Origin of the sequence: Sphingomonas mesophila (assembly GCF_003499275.1) — a bacterium.
GTDB lineage: Bacteria > Pseudomonadota > Alphaproteobacteria > Sphingomonadales > Sphingomonadaceae > Sphingomicrobium > Sphingomicrobium mesophilum.
Window position 1 is genome coordinate 2085467 of the sequence record NZ_QWDF01000001.1, and the last position, 14534, is coordinate 2100000.

At 69.5% G+C, this 14534-nt stretch carries 16 protein-coding genes (1 of these 16 cut by a window edge); 12 read left to right on the plus strand and 4 right to left on the minus strand.

The window, feature by feature from the left end:
• Window positions 1-28: 28 nt before the first annotated feature.
• Window positions 29-2113, minus strand: a complete 2085-nt coding sequence (locus tag D0Z60_RS10490) for a toll/interleukin-1 receptor domain-containing protein (RefSeq protein ID WP_162888201.1) — start codon at window positions 2111-2113, stop codon at window positions 29-31.
• A gap of 106 nt (window positions 2114-2219) precedes the next feature.
• On the opposite strand from D0Z60_RS10490, the gene ispG reads away from it, so the two are divergent.
• Genes ispG through D0Z60_RS10515 form a run of 5 tightly spaced genes read left to right on the plus strand, consistent with a single transcriptional unit; the run spans window position 2220 to window position 5926 of the window.
• Entirely contained in the window at window positions 2220-3356 is a 1137-nt protein-coding gene (gene ispG, locus D0Z60_RS10495; RefSeq protein ID WP_118858191.1) for a flavodoxin-dependent (E)-4-hydroxy-3-methylbut-2-enyl-diphosphate synthase, read from the plus strand.
• A complete protein-coding gene (locus D0Z60_RS10500; RefSeq protein ID WP_118858192.1) occupies window positions 3353-4111 on the plus strand; it encodes a hypothetical protein in 759 nt (252 codons plus the stop codon). The genes ispG and D0Z60_RS10500 overlap by 4 nt, the downstream gene beginning before the upstream one ends.
• Window positions 4112-4146: 35 nt before the next feature.
• Complete coding sequence (locus tag D0Z60_RS10505) at window positions 4147-4662, plus strand: retropepsin-like aspartic protease family protein (protein WP_118858193.1); 516 nt, start codon at window positions 4147-4149, stop codon at window positions 4660-4662.
• A gap of 37 nt (window positions 4663-4699) precedes the next feature.
• Complete coding sequence (locus tag D0Z60_RS10510; RefSeq protein WP_240325618.1) at window positions 4700-5602, plus strand: DMT family transporter; 903 nt, start codon at window positions 4700-4702, stop codon at window positions 5600-5602.
• Between the two features lie 9 nt (window positions 5603-5611).
• Window positions 5612-5926: a DMT family transporter gene (locus D0Z60_RS10515; RefSeq protein WP_118858194.1), complete on the plus strand. Its 315-nt coding sequence runs from the start codon at window positions 5612-5614 to the stop codon at window positions 5924-5926.
• A gap of 1 nt (window position 5927) precedes the next feature.
• Here D0Z60_RS10515 and ppa read toward each other — a convergent pair whose 3' ends face one another.
• Window positions 5928-6446 (minus strand): inorganic diphosphatase, encoded by a 519-nt coding sequence (gene ppa, locus D0Z60_RS10520; protein WP_118858195.1) that lies wholly within the window; start codon window positions 6444-6446, stop codon window positions 5928-5930.
• Window positions 6447-6511: 65 nt separating this feature from the next.
• On the opposite strand from ppa, the gene hisS reads away from it, so the two are divergent.
• The 6 genes from hisS to D0Z60_RS10550 all read left to right on the plus strand — a co-directional run bounded on the left by hisS (window position 6512) and on the right by D0Z60_RS10550 (window position 13400).
• Window positions 6512-7753, plus strand: coding sequence for a histidine--tRNA ligase (gene hisS, locus D0Z60_RS10525; RefSeq protein WP_118858196.1), 1242 nt, complete (start codon window positions 6512-6514; stop codon window positions 7751-7753).
• Window positions 7750-8829: a peptide chain release factor 1 gene (prfA, locus tag D0Z60_RS10530; protein WP_118858197.1), complete on the plus strand. Its 1080-nt coding sequence runs from the start codon at window positions 7750-7752 to the stop codon at window positions 8827-8829. The genes hisS and prfA overlap by 4 nt, the downstream gene beginning before the upstream one ends.
• On the plus strand, window positions 8826-9647 hold the full coding sequence (gene prmC / locus D0Z60_RS10535; RefSeq protein WP_118858198.1) for a peptide chain release factor N(5)-glutamine methyltransferase: 822 nt from the start codon (window positions 8826-8828) through the stop codon (window positions 9645-9647). Before prfA ends, prmC begins: the two co-directional genes overlap by 4 nt.
• A 219-nt stretch (window positions 9648-9866) precedes the next feature.
• The gene (locus tag D0Z60_RS10540; RefSeq protein ID WP_275896717.1) at window positions 9867-10547 is read left to right on the plus strand and encodes a DUF4167 domain-containing protein; all 681 of its coding nucleotides are present in this window, start codon (window positions 9867-9869) and stop codon (window positions 10545-10547) included.
• Between the two features lie 157 nt (window positions 10548-10704).
• Window positions 10705-11733: a substrate-binding domain-containing protein gene (locus D0Z60_RS10545; protein WP_118858199.1), complete on the plus strand. Its 1029-nt coding sequence runs from the start codon at window positions 10705-10707 to the stop codon at window positions 11731-11733.
• Between the two features lie 80 nt (window positions 11734-11813).
• A complete protein-coding gene (locus D0Z60_RS10550; RefSeq protein WP_118858200.1) occupies window positions 11814-13400 on the plus strand; it encodes an OprO/OprP family phosphate-selective porin in 1587 nt (528 codons plus the stop codon).
• Here D0Z60_RS10550 and D0Z60_RS10555 read toward each other — a convergent pair.
• Entirely contained in the window at window positions 13397-13789 is a 393-nt protein-coding gene (locus D0Z60_RS10555; RefSeq protein ID WP_118858201.1) for an acyl-CoA thioesterase, read from the minus strand. The two genes, D0Z60_RS10550 and D0Z60_RS10555, sit on opposite strands and share 4 nt — an antisense overlap.
• Window positions 13786-14073, minus strand: coding sequence for a hypothetical protein (locus D0Z60_RS10560; protein WP_162888202.1), 288 nt, complete (start codon window positions 14071-14073; stop codon window positions 13786-13788). The genes D0Z60_RS10555 and D0Z60_RS10560 overlap by 4 nt, the downstream gene beginning before the upstream one ends.
• Window positions 14074-14137: 64 nt before the next feature.
• Between D0Z60_RS10560 and D0Z60_RS10565 the strand changes: the two genes are divergently transcribed.
• Window positions 14138-14534, plus strand: the 5' portion of a protein-coding gene (locus D0Z60_RS10565) for a CBS domain-containing protein (RefSeq protein WP_118858203.1). The gene runs 32 nt beyond the window's last position; 397 of the gene's 429 nt are visible here — the first part of the coding sequence; it begins with the start codon at window positions 14138-14140; the stop codon falls past the right edge of the window.

Here is a 14534-nt window from a genome sequence, read left to right on the forward strand (position 1 = left end):
TTTTGCCTTCCGCATATGTTCCTCCCTGTTAAATGCGGGCGTCGTAGCCCATGCCCTTGAGTTGATCGGTAAGGCGCGCGGCCTCGGCATTGAGGCCGACTCGGCTGAGCAGCTCGACCCGCTCGGCGAGCTCGCGCGGGCGCTCGGTGATATTGGCGGGGAGCTGGCCGAGCGCATCGGCCCAGGCGCGCTCGGCGGCGGCGCGGTCGCCGCTGCGGTTTGCGATGTCGCCTGCAAGGCGGAGCGCGGCGGCGATCCGGTAGCGCGGCCGATGGACGTCGAGGTTGCGCTCGCCGCGGGCCGAGGCGAGCGCCTGGTCGGCCAACGAGCGGGCGCCGGCCGTGTCGCCGCCGGCGAGCGCGATCCGGGCGCGGTTCATCAGGCAGTCGGTGGCGAGCTGGCGCCAGGCGGCGGCCTCTGGGTCGCGGCGGCGGACCTCGGCGGCGAGCGCGCAGCCGGCCGCGGCATGTCCGGCCGCAGCCGAGGTCCGGCGCAAGGCGGTGAGCGTGCTGGCAAGCTCGAGCCGGGCGCCGGCGGCATATTGGCGCCACAGGCCGTTGTCGGGCTCGACCGCGATCAGCCGCTCGGCGGCGCGGACTCCCTCGGCCATGGTCGCGATCGCCCGGTCCGAGCGGCCCTGCGCGTGAAGCAGGATGCCGAGCGCCCGGCGGGCGGGGATGAGATGCTCCTGGAACTCGACATTGGCGCTGCCGCCGGTGAGGCGCTGCTGGAGCATGTCGACCTGGCGCTGGCGGAAACCGGTCGCTTCGGCGAGGCGGCCCTGGTCGCGGCGGGCGTCGGCGAGCCAGGCGAGCATGGTGCTGTATTCGGAGCGATACTGGTCGTTGACGGGGTTGGCGGCAACGAGGGCGGCGAGCGCGCCGTGGGCGCGGGCGAAACGTTCGGCGGCGTCGTCGAAGCGGCGCAGCTCGTAGAGCACGATGCCGAGGTTTTGGCGGGCATAGACCGTTTCCAGCCGCCACTTGGCATCGGCCGGGTCGAGCCGCACCATCTCGTCGGCCAGGCGCTGATAATCGCGGTGGGCGCGGACGGCGTCGTCGAGCCGGCCCTTGCTGCGCGCGAGCTCGCCGATCCAGAACACGTTCTGGGCATGGTCGAACAGGCGCTGCGGCTCGTCCGGCTTGCGGCGCACGGCCTCGGCGGTGCCGGCCATCGCCTGGCGGTAGAGCCGCTCGGCCTCGCCGACGTCGCCGCGCTGGTAGGCGACCTGGGCGGTGAGGCTGAGCGCGCGCGAGCGCTGCAAGAGGCCGGCGTCGTCGAGCGCGGCGGCGTCCTGCTTGGCGTAATAGCGCAGGATCCGCGTGCCGACCCCGTCGAGCGCGTCGAGCTTGCCGATCGGCTCGAGCTTGGACTTCAGATCGCCGAGCATGAATTCGACCAGGCCTTCGGCCTCGCGCCGCTCCTCGCGGGCGGCGTTGCGCTGGTCGAGCGCGAACAAGGCGAGGCCGGACGTCGAGGCCATGCCGAGGAACGAGGCGGCGGCGATCCACGCCATGCGCTTCTGGCGGCGCTGCTGGTCGCGCTGGACGATCTCGTCGAGCCCGACGTCGAGCATTCCGGCGACGATCTTGAGGAACCCGCCGCGCCAGCCATCGCCCGAGGCGCGCAGGTCGGCGGCGATCGGCTCGCTGCCTTCCTCGCGCAGCGCCGGCGGGAAACATTCGCGGCCGTCCTCGCCGCAGCCCGGCTCGCCGTCGAGGATCGCGGCGAGGGTGCGGTCGGTGCCGTGGCGGCGCTGGAACTCGCGGATTTCCTGGTCGACCCATTTGGAGCGCGCCGCCGCCGGCGAGCACAGCACGACGAGGTAGGAGGAGGCGTCGAGCGCCTCGCCGATTTCGCGCGACAGATTGCTCGCGGCGGCGAGCTCCTGGCGGTCGCGGAACACCGGGCTGAGCTTGCGCGGGATGGTGCCGAGGGGATGCGGCCGGCCGATCAGCGCGGGCGGGACGCGGAAGCGTTCGAGCGCGCTGTGGAGGCGGGCGGCGGCGCGCGCGTCGGCATGGGCGTAGCTGAGGAACGCCCAGTAGCGGCGCCCGCCGGTCTTGCCACCGGCGCTCCCCCTTGCCCTGACGATCGGCGTCAATCGGTTCACTGGACGCCCCACGAGTCCACCAAAGCCAGGTTAATAACAGGTTTGGCGGAAGACCGCGACTTTCGTCCGCTTGGCGCTTCGTGCGGCGGGGCCTATATGGGGCGGCATGTCGCTACGGCCCTGGCGCGACATCGCGCGCCGCCCCTCCCGCCAGATCATGGTCGGCAACGTCGCCGTCGGCGGAGACGCGCCCGTCACCGTCCAGACGATGACCAATACGCCGACCTCCGACGCGCGCGCGACGATCGACCAGATCCGCCGCTGCGAGGAGGCCGGCGCCGACATCATCCGGGTGTCCTGCCCCGACGTCGAGAGCACTGCGGCATTGAAGCAGATCGTGCGCGCGGCGAAGGTGCCGATCGTCGCCGACATCCATTTCCACTACAAGCGCGCGCTCGAGGCGGCCGACGCCGGCGCGGCGTGCCTCAGGATCAACCCGGGCAATATCGGCTCGGCCGAGCGGGTGCGCGAAGTGGTCAATGCGGCCAAGGCCAATGGCTGCGCGATCCGCATCGGGGTCAATGCCGGAAGCCTCGAGAAAGACCTGCTCGAGAAATATGGCGAGCCGTGCCCCGAGGCGCTGGTCGAGAGCGCGCTCGACCACATCCGGATCCTCGAGGACCATGATTTCCGCGAATATAAGGTGGCGGTGAAGGCGAGCGACGTGTTCCTCGCTGTCGCCGCCTACCAGCAGCTGGCCGACGCGGTCGACTGCCCCCTGCACCTCGGCATCACCGAGGCCGGCGGGCTCGTCGGCGGGACGGTGAAAAGCGCGATCGGGATCGGCAGCCTGCTGTGGTTCGGGATCGGCGATACCATCCGCGTGTCGCTGTCGGCCGAGCCCGAGGAGGAAGTGCGGGTCGGTTACGAGATTTTGAAATCGCTCGGAATCCGCAACCGCGGCGTGCGCGTGGTATCGTGCCCGAGCTGCGCGCGGCAGGGCTTCGACGTGATCCGCACCGTCCAGACGCTCGAGGAGCGGCTGCAGCATATCCGCACGCCGATGAGCCTGTCGGTGCTCGGCTGCGTGGTCAACGGGCCGGGCGAGGCGCGCGAGACCGACATCGGCCTGACCGGCGGCGGCAACGGCAAGCACATGGTCTATCTGTCCGGGCTGACCGACCATACGGTCGAGGACGCCGACATGGTCGAGCATATCGTCCGGCTGGTCGAGGCCAAGGCGGCCGAGATCGAGGCGGCTGCTGCTGCGACGAGCGCCGGGGTGACGGAAGCCGCCGCTTGACCTCGCAGCGGCGGCAAAAGGTCGCCCTGTTCCTGGCCGAGGCGTGGCGGGCGCTGCTGCAGCTTTATCCGCGCGGGATCCGCCTGTTCTGGGTTGCGCCGTTGATCCCGGCCCTCGTCGTCGTGCCGGAATTCCTGCAGCACGCGGCCGAGGTGAAGCTCGGCATGTTCGAGAGCAAGGAGGCGTTCAAGGCGCACCAGATGGACCCGCTGCGCTGGACCTTCGCTTATGCCAAGATCGCCGGCTTGTGGTTGGCGATCCTCGCGGCGGCGCGCGTCACCGCGAGCGAGGAGCGCGGCGGCCGCTGGTGGGACGTGCGCGAGATCAGCTGGAAGCCGCTGTTGTTCGGGTTGATCCTGTTCGGCGGACTCGGCTCGCTTCCGGCGCTGTGGGACGGGCAATTGCCGCGCGAGGTCGATCTCGGGCTACAGATCGTGGTCGGCATTGCGACCCTTCCCGGCCTGCTTTTGATCCTGGCCGGGCTCTTCGGCGACCCCATGCCTTCGCCGCGCGATCTGTTCGTCCGCGGCTGGCCGTGGCTCCTCCTGATTGCCGTTCTGGCGGTCGTCGGATTCGGGCCGGCGGCGTGGGTGCACCAGCAGAACCATCTGTGGGCGATGGGCATGGCGCCGGCGCCGCTGTGGGCGATGATGGTGTGGGACTCGCTGCTGGTCGGACTGATCGCCTGCCTGGCCGGAACGGGCGTCGCGCTGGGCTATCGCGGCTTTGCACGGGGCGGACCGGCACGGCGTTAGGGTGATGTTGAGGAAGGCCGACTAGCCTTGCCGACATGATCCGACTTGCACTCGGCGTGGCCGCGATCGGCCTGGTGATCGGCGCGCTGATGCCGGCGACTGATGGACCAGCCCCTGCCGGAGCGGCCAACGGAGGGCGGGTCTTGGAGGTCGCTCCGCCGCCGCAGCCAACCGCGGCAGCCGTGAGCGGTCCGTGGACGACGTTGAAGCGCGCCGACAACGGCCATTTCTATGCGCGGGCGCTGGTCAACGGGCAGAGCGTCGAGTTCGTCGTCGATACCGGCGCGAGCGGCGTGTCGCTGACCGAGGCCGACGCGCGGCGGATCGGGATCCCGCTCGACCCAGCCAGTTACACCGTCGTCGGCATGGGCGCCTCGGGCGAGGTGATGGGGCAGTTCGTTACTTTTGCCAGCGTCAGCCTCGACGGCAAGAGCGTCGAGCAGGTGTCCGGCGCGGTGCTCCAGGGCGCCTCGGTCTCGCTGCTCGGCCAGTCCTTCCTATCGCGCTGGGGCCGGATCGAGATCGCCGGTGAGACGATGACCATCCGCTAGGGTTGCGGCCCGCGTGCCGCACCTTACAGCCGGGCGCGTGAACCAGGTCCGCCAGCAGCCCTATCTCGCCTTCGCCGTCGCCTTGCTGGCGATCGGCGCCCTGTCGGCGATGGACGCGGTGATGAAGCATCTGTCGATCGCGATCGGGGCATTTGCGACCTTGGCGTGGCGGCAGGTGCTGGCGGTGCTGCTGCTGGCGCCGATCTATCTCGCGGTGCGCAAGGGCTGGCCGACGGCAAAAGCGATGAAGCTGCACCTGCTGCGCGGCGCGCTGATGGTGCCGATGAGCCTGCTGTTCTTCTGGGGGCTGGCGCGGGTGCCGATGGCGCAGGCGATCGCGCTGACCTTCGTGGCGCCGCTGATCGCGCTGGTGCTGGCGGCATTGTTCCTCGACGAGCCGGTCGGCAAGCGCATGGCGTCGGGATCTCTGCTGGCGTTCGCCGGGGTGGTGCTGATCTTCGTCGGGCAAGGGCGCGCCGAGCTCGGAGAGCAGGCGCTGTGGGGGTCGGTGGCGATCCTGGGGTCGGCGCTGTGCTATGCGATCAACATCGTCGTCATGCGGCGCCAGGCGCAGAATGCGCGGCCGCTGGAGATCGCGGTCTTCCAGTTCCTGATCACCGGCGCCGGCTTCTGGCTCGCCGCGCCGTTTGCCGGGCTGCCCGACTATCCGGCCGGGCAGGAGGGCGCGATGCTGCTGGCGACCCTGCTGTCGATCGCCGGAATGCTGCTGCTGGCGTTCGCCTATGCGCGCGCCGGGGCGGCCTATCTGTCGTCGACGGAATATTCGGGCTTTCTCTACGCGGTGGTGCTCGGCTGGCTGGTGTTCGGCGAGACCGTGTCGCTGTTCACCACCGCCGGCGCGGCGCTGATCATCGCGGGGTGCGTACTTGCCGCGCGGACCCGGCGGATCGACCATCCGACGCTCGAGACGGCGGCTTAGGAGGGACTCATGGCGTGGCTCATCCTGATCGTCGGCGGCATGTTCGAAGTCGGCTTCACGACCGCGCTGCGGTTCGTCGAAGGTTTCCGCAACCTGCCCTGGACGATCGCCTTTCTCGCCTCGGTGACGATCAGCATGGCGTGCCTGGAATATGCCGCCCGGACGATCCCGATGGGCACCGCTTATGCGGTGTGGGGCGGGATCGGCGCGGTCGGCACGGTGCTGGTCGGGATCGCGCTGTTCGACGAGCCGGCCGGGCTGGTTCGGGTGCTGCTGATCTTCACCATCGTCGCGGCGATCGCGGGCTTGAAGCTGGTCGCCTGAGCTAGCGGACGATCGACTGCTCGATCACCTTGCGCGCCGCGGCGGCGTCGCCCCAGGTGCCGACGCGGACCCACTTCTCGGGCTCGAGGTCCTTATAGTGGGTGAAGAAATGCTCGATCTGCTCGACCACGATCGGCGGCAGGTCAGTGTAATTCTCGACATTGCGATAATAAGGCGAGACGCGGGTGACCGGCACCGCCAGCACCTTCTCGTCGCCGCCGGCCTCGTCCTCGAGATAAAGCACGCCGATCGGGCGGCAGGCGATGACCACTCCCGGCTGGAGCGTCCAGCGGGTCATCACCAGGCAATCGAGCGGGTCGCCGTCGTCGCACAGGGTGTGGGGGATGAAACCGTAATTGGTCGGGTAGCGCATCGGCGTGTGGAGGATCCGGTCGACCACCATCGCGCCCGACTTCTTGTCGAATTCATACTTCACCGGCTCGCCGCCGATCGGCACCTCGATCAGCACGTTGATCGAATTGGGCACGTCGTGCCCGCTGGAAATGAGGTCGATGTTCATAATGGCGGGGCCCTAGGCGGTTCGGCGATTTGTGAAAACCGCAAAATATGCCAAGGGCGCGCACCATGAGTGCGTCCACCCCCCAGCCCGTGCGCGGAATGCAGAGCCTGCTTGGCGAGGAGGCCGAGCGGATGGCGGCGGTGGTCGCGGCGTTCGACCGGGTGCGGCGGCTGTTCGGCTTCAAGCGGGTCGAGGTGCCGGTGCTCGAGCCGACCGCGGTGTTCGCGCGCTCGCTCGGCGAGACCACCGACGTGGTGTCGAAGGAAATGTATTCGTTCGAGGACAAGGGCGGCGATTCAGTGACGCTTCGGCCCGAGTTCACCGCCGGCATCGCGCGCGCTTTTCTGAGCGAGGGGTGGCAGCAATATGCGCCGCTCAAGGTGGCGACGCACGGGCCCGCGTTTCGCTACGAGCGGCCGCAGAAGGGGCGCTTCCGGCAATTCCACCAGCTCGACGCGGAAATTATCGGCGCGGCTGAGCCGCAGGCGGATGTCGAGACGATCGCGCTCGGCGCGCAGCTCCTGAGCGAGCTCGGCATCGAGGGCGTGATCCTCAAGCTCAACACGCTGGGTGATCCGGAAACGCGGGCGGCGTGGCGCGATGCGCTGTACGAACATTTCGCCGCGCACCGGAACGATCTGTCGGAGGACAGCCGCGAGCGGCTCGAGCGCAACCCGCTGCGGATCCTCGACAGCAAGGCGCATGCCGACTGGCCGATCGCCGACAGCGCGCCGGTGATCGACGATTTCCTGACCAGCGAGGCAAGCGACTTTTTCGCCGCCGTCACCGCCGGGCTCGATTCGGCCGGGGTCGCGTGGGAGCGCGCGCCGCGGCTGGTCCGCGGCCTCGATTATTACCGCCACACGGCGTTCGAATTTATCACCGACCAATTGGGCTCGCAGGGCACGGTGCTGGCCGGCGGGCGCTACGACGGGCTGATCGAAAGCCTCGGCGGGCCGCACACGCCGGCGGTCGGCTGGGCGGCGGGGATCGAGCGGCTGGCGATGATGATCGGTGCGCCGGAAGCGGACACCAGCCGGGCGGTGGTGATCCCGCTCGGCGGCGCGGCCGAGGCGGTTGCGGGCAAGGTGCTGGCCGAGCTGCGCCGCGCCGGGGTCGCCGCCGACATGGCCTATCGCGGCAACATGAAGAAGCGGCTCCAGCGGGCCAATGCCGCCGGCGCTCGGTTCGCGGTGATCCTCGGCGAAGACGAGATCGCGGCGGGCGAGGCGCAGGTGAAAGACCTGGCGAGCGGCGAGCAGCGCGCCGTGGCGTTCGCCGCCTTGGCCGAGGCGGTCCGCGCGTGAAGCCGATTTCGTCGGACATTATCGCCTCGATCGAGGCGAAGAAGCATGACCTTGCCGCGGCGATGGCCTCGGGGGATGTGGCGCCCGACGAGTTCGTCCGGCTGAGCAAGGAATATGCACAGGTCGAGCCGGTCGCGGCGGCGGCGCGCGAGGTGCGCCGGCTGCGGGCCGAGCGCGACAGCCTGACCGAGATGACCCGCGACGCCGATGCCGACATGCGGGCGATGGCCGAGGAGGAGCTGGCGGCGATCGAGCGGCAATTGCCCGAGGCGGAGCGGGCGCTGGCGCTGCAATTGCTGCCCAAGGACGCGGCCGACGAGCGCGCGGCGATGCTCGAGGTGCGGGCCGGGACCGGCGGCGACGAGGCGGCGCTGTTCGCCGGCGACCTGCTGCGCATGTACCAGCGCTTTGCCGAGGAGCAGGGCTGGCGGTTCGAGCTGATCAGCGCCTCGGCGTCGGACGTCGGCGGCTACAAGGAAGCGGTCGCCTCGATCGCCGGAAGCGGTGTGTTCGCGCGATTGAAGTTCGAGAGCGGGGTGCACCGCGTCCAGCGCGTGCCGGCGACCGAGAGCGGCGGGCGGATCCATACCTCGGCGGCGACGGTGGCGGTGCTGCCCGAGGCGGAAGAGGTCGACGTCCAGATCGACGACAAGGATCTGCGCATCGACGTCTATCGCTCGTCCGGGCCGGGCGGGCAGTCGGTCAACACCACCGACAGCGCGGTCCGGATCACCCACTTGCCGACCGGGCTGGTGGTCATCCAGCAGGACGAGAAGAGCCAGCACAAGAACAAGGCCAAGGCGCTGAAGGTCCTGCGCACGCGCCTGTTCGAGCTCGAGCGCGAGCGGCTGGCGAACGAGCGGGCGGGCGCGCGGCGGTCGATGGTCGGATCGGGTGACCGCTCGGAGCGGATCCGCACCTACAATTTCCCGCAGGGGCGGGTGACCGACCACCGAATCAACCTGACGCTGCACAAGCTCGACGAGATCCTTGCCGGGCCGGGGCTCGCCGAGCTGACCGAGGCGCTAATCGCCGAGGACGAGGCGGCGCGCCTCGCCAGCCTCGACGAGGCATGAGCGGGATCGACCGCGCGCTGGCGCGGGGCGCGGCGCTGCTCAAGGAGACCAGCGAGACCCCGCGGCTCGATGCCGAATTGCTGATGGCCCACGCCCTCGGGCTGGAGCGCGACGCCCTGCTGCTCCGCCCGCCGCAGGTCGCCGCGCCGGCCGAGTTCGATGCCTTCATCGCCCGCCGCGCGCTCGGCGAGCCGGTCGCCTACATCACCGGCCGGCGCGCGTTCTGGAATATCGAGCTGGAGGTCGGACCCGGAGCGCTGGTGCCGCGGCCCGACAGCGAGACGCTGATCGTCGCCGCGCTCGACCATTTCGGGAAGGGTGCGCCGAGCCGGATCCTCGACCTCGGCACCGGTCCGGGGACGCTGCTGCTCGCCGCGCTCGACCAATGGCCGCGCGCCACCGGGATCGGGGTCGACGCCTCGCCCGAAGCGCTCGATTATGCCCGCGCCAACGCAACCCGGCTCGGCCTGGCCCAGCGCGCGACCTTTCGCCGCGGCGACTGGGCCAACGGGATCGCGGAGGCGTTCGACCTGGTGCTGGTCAACCCGCCCTATGTCGCGGAGGATGCCGAGCTTGGGCCAGGCGTCGCCGAGTACGAGCCGGGCGAGGCGCTGTTCGCCGGGCCCGACGGGCTCGACGATTATCGCCGCATCGCGCCCGACATCGCGCGGCTGATCGCGCCGGGCGGGATCGCCGCAATCGAGATCGGCAGCGACCAGGCCGAGGCGGTCACCGCGCTGCTTGCCGGGCACGGCCTCACCGCCCGGCTCGAGCGCGACCTCGCCGGGCGGCCGCGCGCACTGACCGCGGCGCCCTGAAACAAAAAGCTTGGAAATTGCGCGCCCTGGCTTTACATCGTGGGTGAGGGACGGGGCCGCACTCACCGCAACTGACGCGCTCCCGCCCGGCTTTTCCGCTGACAGGCTTGCCGCACTTTAACGGCAATCGGGATGCCCGAACGGGCTTCACGCGGAACGGACAAAGGCCTTTCCGCTGAAGGGATTGGACAGGACAAGGCGCGGCACTTGCCGGCGCCGGTGCGACAGGGAAACCAGCATTTGATCAATAATCGTCAGGGCGGCCGTCGTCGTGGCCGCGGTGGACAGCGTCCCCAGGGTATGTCGGGTAACAGCGGCAACGCCCGCGACAACCGGCAGCGCGGCAATGCCGCCCAGTTGCTCGAGAAGTACAAGAACATGGCGCGCGACGCGCAGCTCGCCGGCGACCGCGTGCAGACCGAATATTACCTGCAGTTCGCGGACCATTATTTCCGGGTCCTCGGCGAAGGCCGGGCGCGGTTCGAGGAACAGCGCCGCCAGAACGGCGACGAGGACGGCGACGACGAGGGCGACGAGATGATGGAGGCCGACGGCGAGGGCGACTATGAGGTTGCCGAGCGCCAGCCGCGCCGCCGCCCCGAGCAGCGCGAGCAGCGCGCCGACCGTCCCGAGCGTGGCGACCGCGGCGATCGTCCGGAACGTCCCGAACGCGCCGAGCGTGCCGAGCCGCGCGAGATTCGCCGCGAGCGTCGCCCGGCCAATGGCCGCGCCGACCATGACGAGACGGCGCAGCGCATGCCGTTCGACGCCTTGCCGCCGGCGATTGGCGGGGACGACCGCGGCGGTGACGAGGAAGCGGCGGCCGAGCCGGTCGCCCGTCCGCGCCGCACACGCCGGCCCCGGGTCGAGGACAGTGACGGCGAGGGCGCCGCGGCCTGAAGCTGCAGTGATTGCGAAATGATAAGGGCGGGCCCTTTTCGGGGGTCCGCCTTTTTCATGCCTGTCACCGAAGCGTAACGTTCGAGTCACGGCGCTGTCACGCCGCCCTCCTAGTCAGGTCCCGCCAGCGACGGGGAGTCGCGCCAGGGGATCTGACATGAACCGCATTTTGTTGCTCGCCGCCGCGTCGGCCGTCACCTTCGCATCGGCCGCCGATGCCCGCACGCAGATGCGCGCGGTCGGCTCGTCGACCGTCTATCCGTTCGCCAAGGCCGCCGCCGAGCGAGTCGCCCGGGCCAACCCGCGGCTCGGCGCTCCGGTGATCGAATCGACCGGCACCGGCGCCGGCTTCAAGCTGTTCTGCTCGGGCGTCGGCGAGCGCTTCCCCGACGTGTCCAACGCGTCGCGGCGGATGAAGGCGTCGGAAGCGAAGATGTGCGCCGCCAACGGCGTCGCCCAGATCACCGAAATCCAGATCGGCCTCGACGGGCTGGCGCTGGCCACCGCGCGCTCGACCGGGATTTCCGGACTGACCCAGCGCGACCTCTATCTCGCGCTCGCCAAGACCCCGTTCGGCAAGGCGCAGAAGGCGCGCACCTGGAAGGACGTCAACGGCCGCCTGCCCGCCATCCCGATCCGCGTATTCGGCCCGCCGCCGACCAGCGGCACGCGCGATTCGCTTAACGAGCTGATCATGTCCGCCGGCTGCGAGACCAATGCGGCGATGGTGGCGATGAAGAAGTCGAACGAATCGAAGTACAAGACGATCTGCCAGGGCATCCGAGAGGACGGCGCCTTCATCCAGGCCGGCGAGAACGACAATCTCATCGTCCAGAAGCTTGCCGCCAATCCGAACACGCTCGGCTTCTTCGGCTACAGCTTCCTCGAGGAAAACCAGAACAAGCTGAAGGGCGTGGCAATCAACGGCGTCCAGCCGACCTACCAGAGCATCGCCGGCTTCAGCTATCCGGGCGCGCGCCCGCTCTACATCTACGTCAAGAATGCACACGTCCGGGCGATCCCGGCGATCCGCGCCTTCGTCGCCGAGATGACCAAGGAAAGCGCGATCGGACCCAACGGCTACATGAAGCAGCTCGGCCTGGTCGCGGCGCCGAACAACGTCCGCGCGCGAAGCCAGCAGGCCGCCCGCCAGATGTCGCCGCTCAACCTCGCCAGCCTGAAGTAGGCGGCGTTCTCAAATCGCGGGGCGCTCGGCCGGGGCCGGGCGCCCCGTTCGACAAATTCTACCGGGGGAAGGTTCTCATCATGACTCGCCAGATCGTCATCGCCGCGCTGCTTGGCGCGAGCAGCCTCGCAATCGCCGCTCCGGCGCTCGCCCAGGAAGCGCCTGCCGAGCCGGTCGTCGAGCAGACCGAGCCCGACACGTCGGACGCCGCCGCCGATGCCGCGATCGCCGCCGCGCAGCCGGTCGACGAGGCGCAGGCCAAGATCGAGCTGCTGACCGAGCAGGTCGCCGCGCTCCAGGCGTCGCTCGCCGCGATCCAGGCGCAGATGACCGCGACCACCCCGAGCTGGAAGGGCGCGCCCTTGCTCGAGGACAAGGAGAACGGCTGGTCGTTCAAGCCGCGCGGGCGGATCCAGTATGACGCCGGCTTCGTCGGCAATCCCGAGGACGACATCGTCAGCCGCAACCTCGGCTTCAACAGCCGCGTGCGCCGCTTCCGGCTCGGCGCCGAGGGCACCATCCCGGGCGGCTTCGGCTACAAGGCGGAGGTCGATTTCGCGGGCGCGTCGGTCGGCTTCGGCGACGTCATCATCACCTACCAGCCCAAGGGCAAGCCGTGGAACGTGACGATCGGCAATCACGAGACCTTCAACGGCCTCGAGCAGATGTCGAGCTCGCGCTTCCTGTCGTTCCTCGAGCGGGCGGCGTTCGACGATGCGTTCATCAATACGCGGCGAATCGGGCTCAGCGCCGGCTACGCCAACGAGGCCGGGACGTTTCGCATCAACGGCGGCCTGTTTGCCGCCCACTCGATCGATTCGTCGCTCGACAACGACGGCTGGATCGCCGCCACCCGCGCGGTCTATTCGCCGATGTCGGGCAGCAATCAGCTGCACTTCGGCGCCAACATCCAGCACCGCAACTTCCAGTCGAACAACGGCACGACCGCGGCATCCTCGTCGGGCCAGCCGTCGACCAACCAGCTCGCCCGTTATCGCGCCCGGCCGTTCAGCCAGCTGACCGACGTGCGCTTCGTCGACACGCAGAATTTCGCGGCCAAGAGCGACACCATCTTCGGGCTCGAGGCGGCCGGTATCTTCAAGTCGCTGCACCTGGTGGCCGAAGCGCAATATCTGACGACCAACGCCTATGACGAGGGCCAGACGATCGCCGCCGGCGATCCGCTCGACCTGTTCCCCGCCGCGAGCCAGTTCGTGCCCGACGGCGACCCCAATTTCTGGGGCGGCTATGTCGAGGCGGGCTATTATTTCACCGGTGAGACGCGCGGCTACAAGAACGGCCTGTGGGACCGCACCAAGGTGCTCAAGCCATTCAGCAAGGGTGGCTGGGGCGCGCTCCAGCTCAACGCCCGGCTCGATTACCTCGACCTCGATTCGAGCAAGCTTAAGAGCGGCTGCAGCAACAATTTCGTGACCGGCGTGTGCACCGGCGTGGCGCAGCTGCAAAAGGGCGGCAAGCAGCTTGGCTTCCTCGCCAGCCTGGTGTGGTTGCCCGAGGATTACATGCGCTTCTACCTTCAGGCGAGCCATGCGCGGATCACCGGCGGGCCGTTCGCGGCGACGGTGGTGTCGGTGTCGGGCGATCCGGTCGACGAGCGCCACTACAGCTCGTCGTCGGTCCAGGCCCGCGCCCAGGTCGACTTCTAGGCGGCGGCCGGCGGCGGCTGGTCGACCGGCCGCGGCCGGTTGTCAGCATCGAGCGCGACGAAGGTGAACAAGGCCTCGGTGACCTTGAGGTGGCGCGCTCCGCGATCGCGGGTCGCGACCACCTCGACCCGAATCGCGATCGAGGTCCGGCCGACCCGCTCGATCTCGGCATAGACGCTGATCAGGTCGCGCAGGTGAATGGGCTCGATGAACTCCATCTTGTCGATCGCCACCGTCGCCACCGGGCCGTCGGCGCGGCGCGCGGCGACGATGCCAGCCGCGATGTCCATCTGGCTCAGCACCCAGCCGCCGAAGATGTGGCCGTTGGCGTTGATGTCGCTTGGGCCGGGCACGACTCGCAGGATCGGCTCGCCGCGTGGCTTGGTCATTTCTCGTCGTTCTCCCGGGTCGATTGCGCGACGTCCGAATCGTGGCCGCTGGCGTTCGAGAAGAAGGCCAGCAGCATCAGCGCACCAGCCAGCAAGATGGTGAGGAACACGCCGAGCCCGGTCGCGATCATCATGTGTACGTGCCACTCGCGCTCGCCGTTGGTGACGATCGCGACCGCCAGCGCGGCGACCGCGAGCGCGAACAAGGCGACCCAGCGAATCGCTCGGAGCAGCCGGGCGCGCTGGGCCGAGCTCGGCGCGGGCAGGGGGTCGGGACGGGGCACGGCTTCCCTTTGGAAGCGCATCATGACACGATCAACCCCGCTGGCCGCGCTGGAGGTGAAAGCGATGAGCATTGCCGCGATTCTCGCCGACAAGGGCGCCGAGGTGGTCACCATCGAAGCCGCCGCGCCGCTGCGCGACGCGATCGAGCTGCTCGGCGCGAATCGGATCGGGGCGCTGCCGGTGATGGCCGGCGGAGCGGTCGCCGGAGTGCTGTCGGAGCGCGACCTGGTCTACTGCCTGCGCGCGAACGGCGCCGAGGTGCTCGACTGGCCGGTCGAGAAAGCGATGACCGCGCCGGCGGTGACCGTGGCGCGCGACACCGACGTGCTTCATGCGCTGGCGCTGATGACCAAGCGGCGGATCCGCCACCTGCCGGTGGTCGAGGGCGAGACCCTGCTCGGGCTGGTGTCGATCGGCGACCTGGTGAAGTTCCGCATCGACCGGATCGAGGCGGACGCGG

What these genes read in the sequence shown, in the direction of transcription:
- D0Z60_RS10505 (WP_118858193.1), top strand. Translation starts at nt 4,147, where the DNA reads ATGATCCGACTTGCACTCGGCGTGGCCGCGATCGGCCTGGTGATCGGC.
- D0Z60_RS10555 (WP_118858201.1), bottom strand. Translation starts at nt 13,789, where the DNA reads ATGACCAAGCCACGCGGCGAGCCGATCCTGCGAGTCGTGCCCGGCCCA.
- D0Z60_RS10545 (WP_118858199.1), top strand. Translation starts at nt 10,705, where the DNA reads ATGAACCGCATTTTGTTGCTCGCCGCCGCGTCGGCCGTCACCTTCGCA.
- D0Z60_RS10550 (WP_118858200.1), top strand. Translation starts at nt 11,814, where the DNA reads ATGACTCGCCAGATCGTCATCGCCGCGCTGCTTGGCGCGAGCAGCCTC.
- ppa (WP_118858195.1), bottom strand. Translation starts at nt 6,446, where the DNA reads ATGAACATCGACCTCATTTCCAGCGGGCACGACGTGCCCAATTCGATC.
- ispG (WP_118858191.1), top strand. Translation starts at nt 2,220, where the DNA reads ATGTCGCTACGGCCCTGGCGCGACATCGCGCGCCGCCCCTCCCGCCAG.
- hisS (WP_118858196.1), top strand. Translation starts at nt 6,512, where the DNA reads ATGAGTGCGTCCACCCCCCAGCCCGTGCGCGGAATGCAGAGCCTGCTT.
- prmC (WP_118858198.1), top strand. Translation starts at nt 8,826, where the DNA reads ATGAGCGGGATCGACCGCGCGCTGGCGCGGGGCGCGGCGCTGCTCAAG.
- D0Z60_RS10515 (WP_118858194.1), top strand. Translation starts at nt 5,612, where the DNA reads ATGGCGTGGCTCATCCTGATCGTCGGCGGCATGTTCGAAGTCGGCTTC.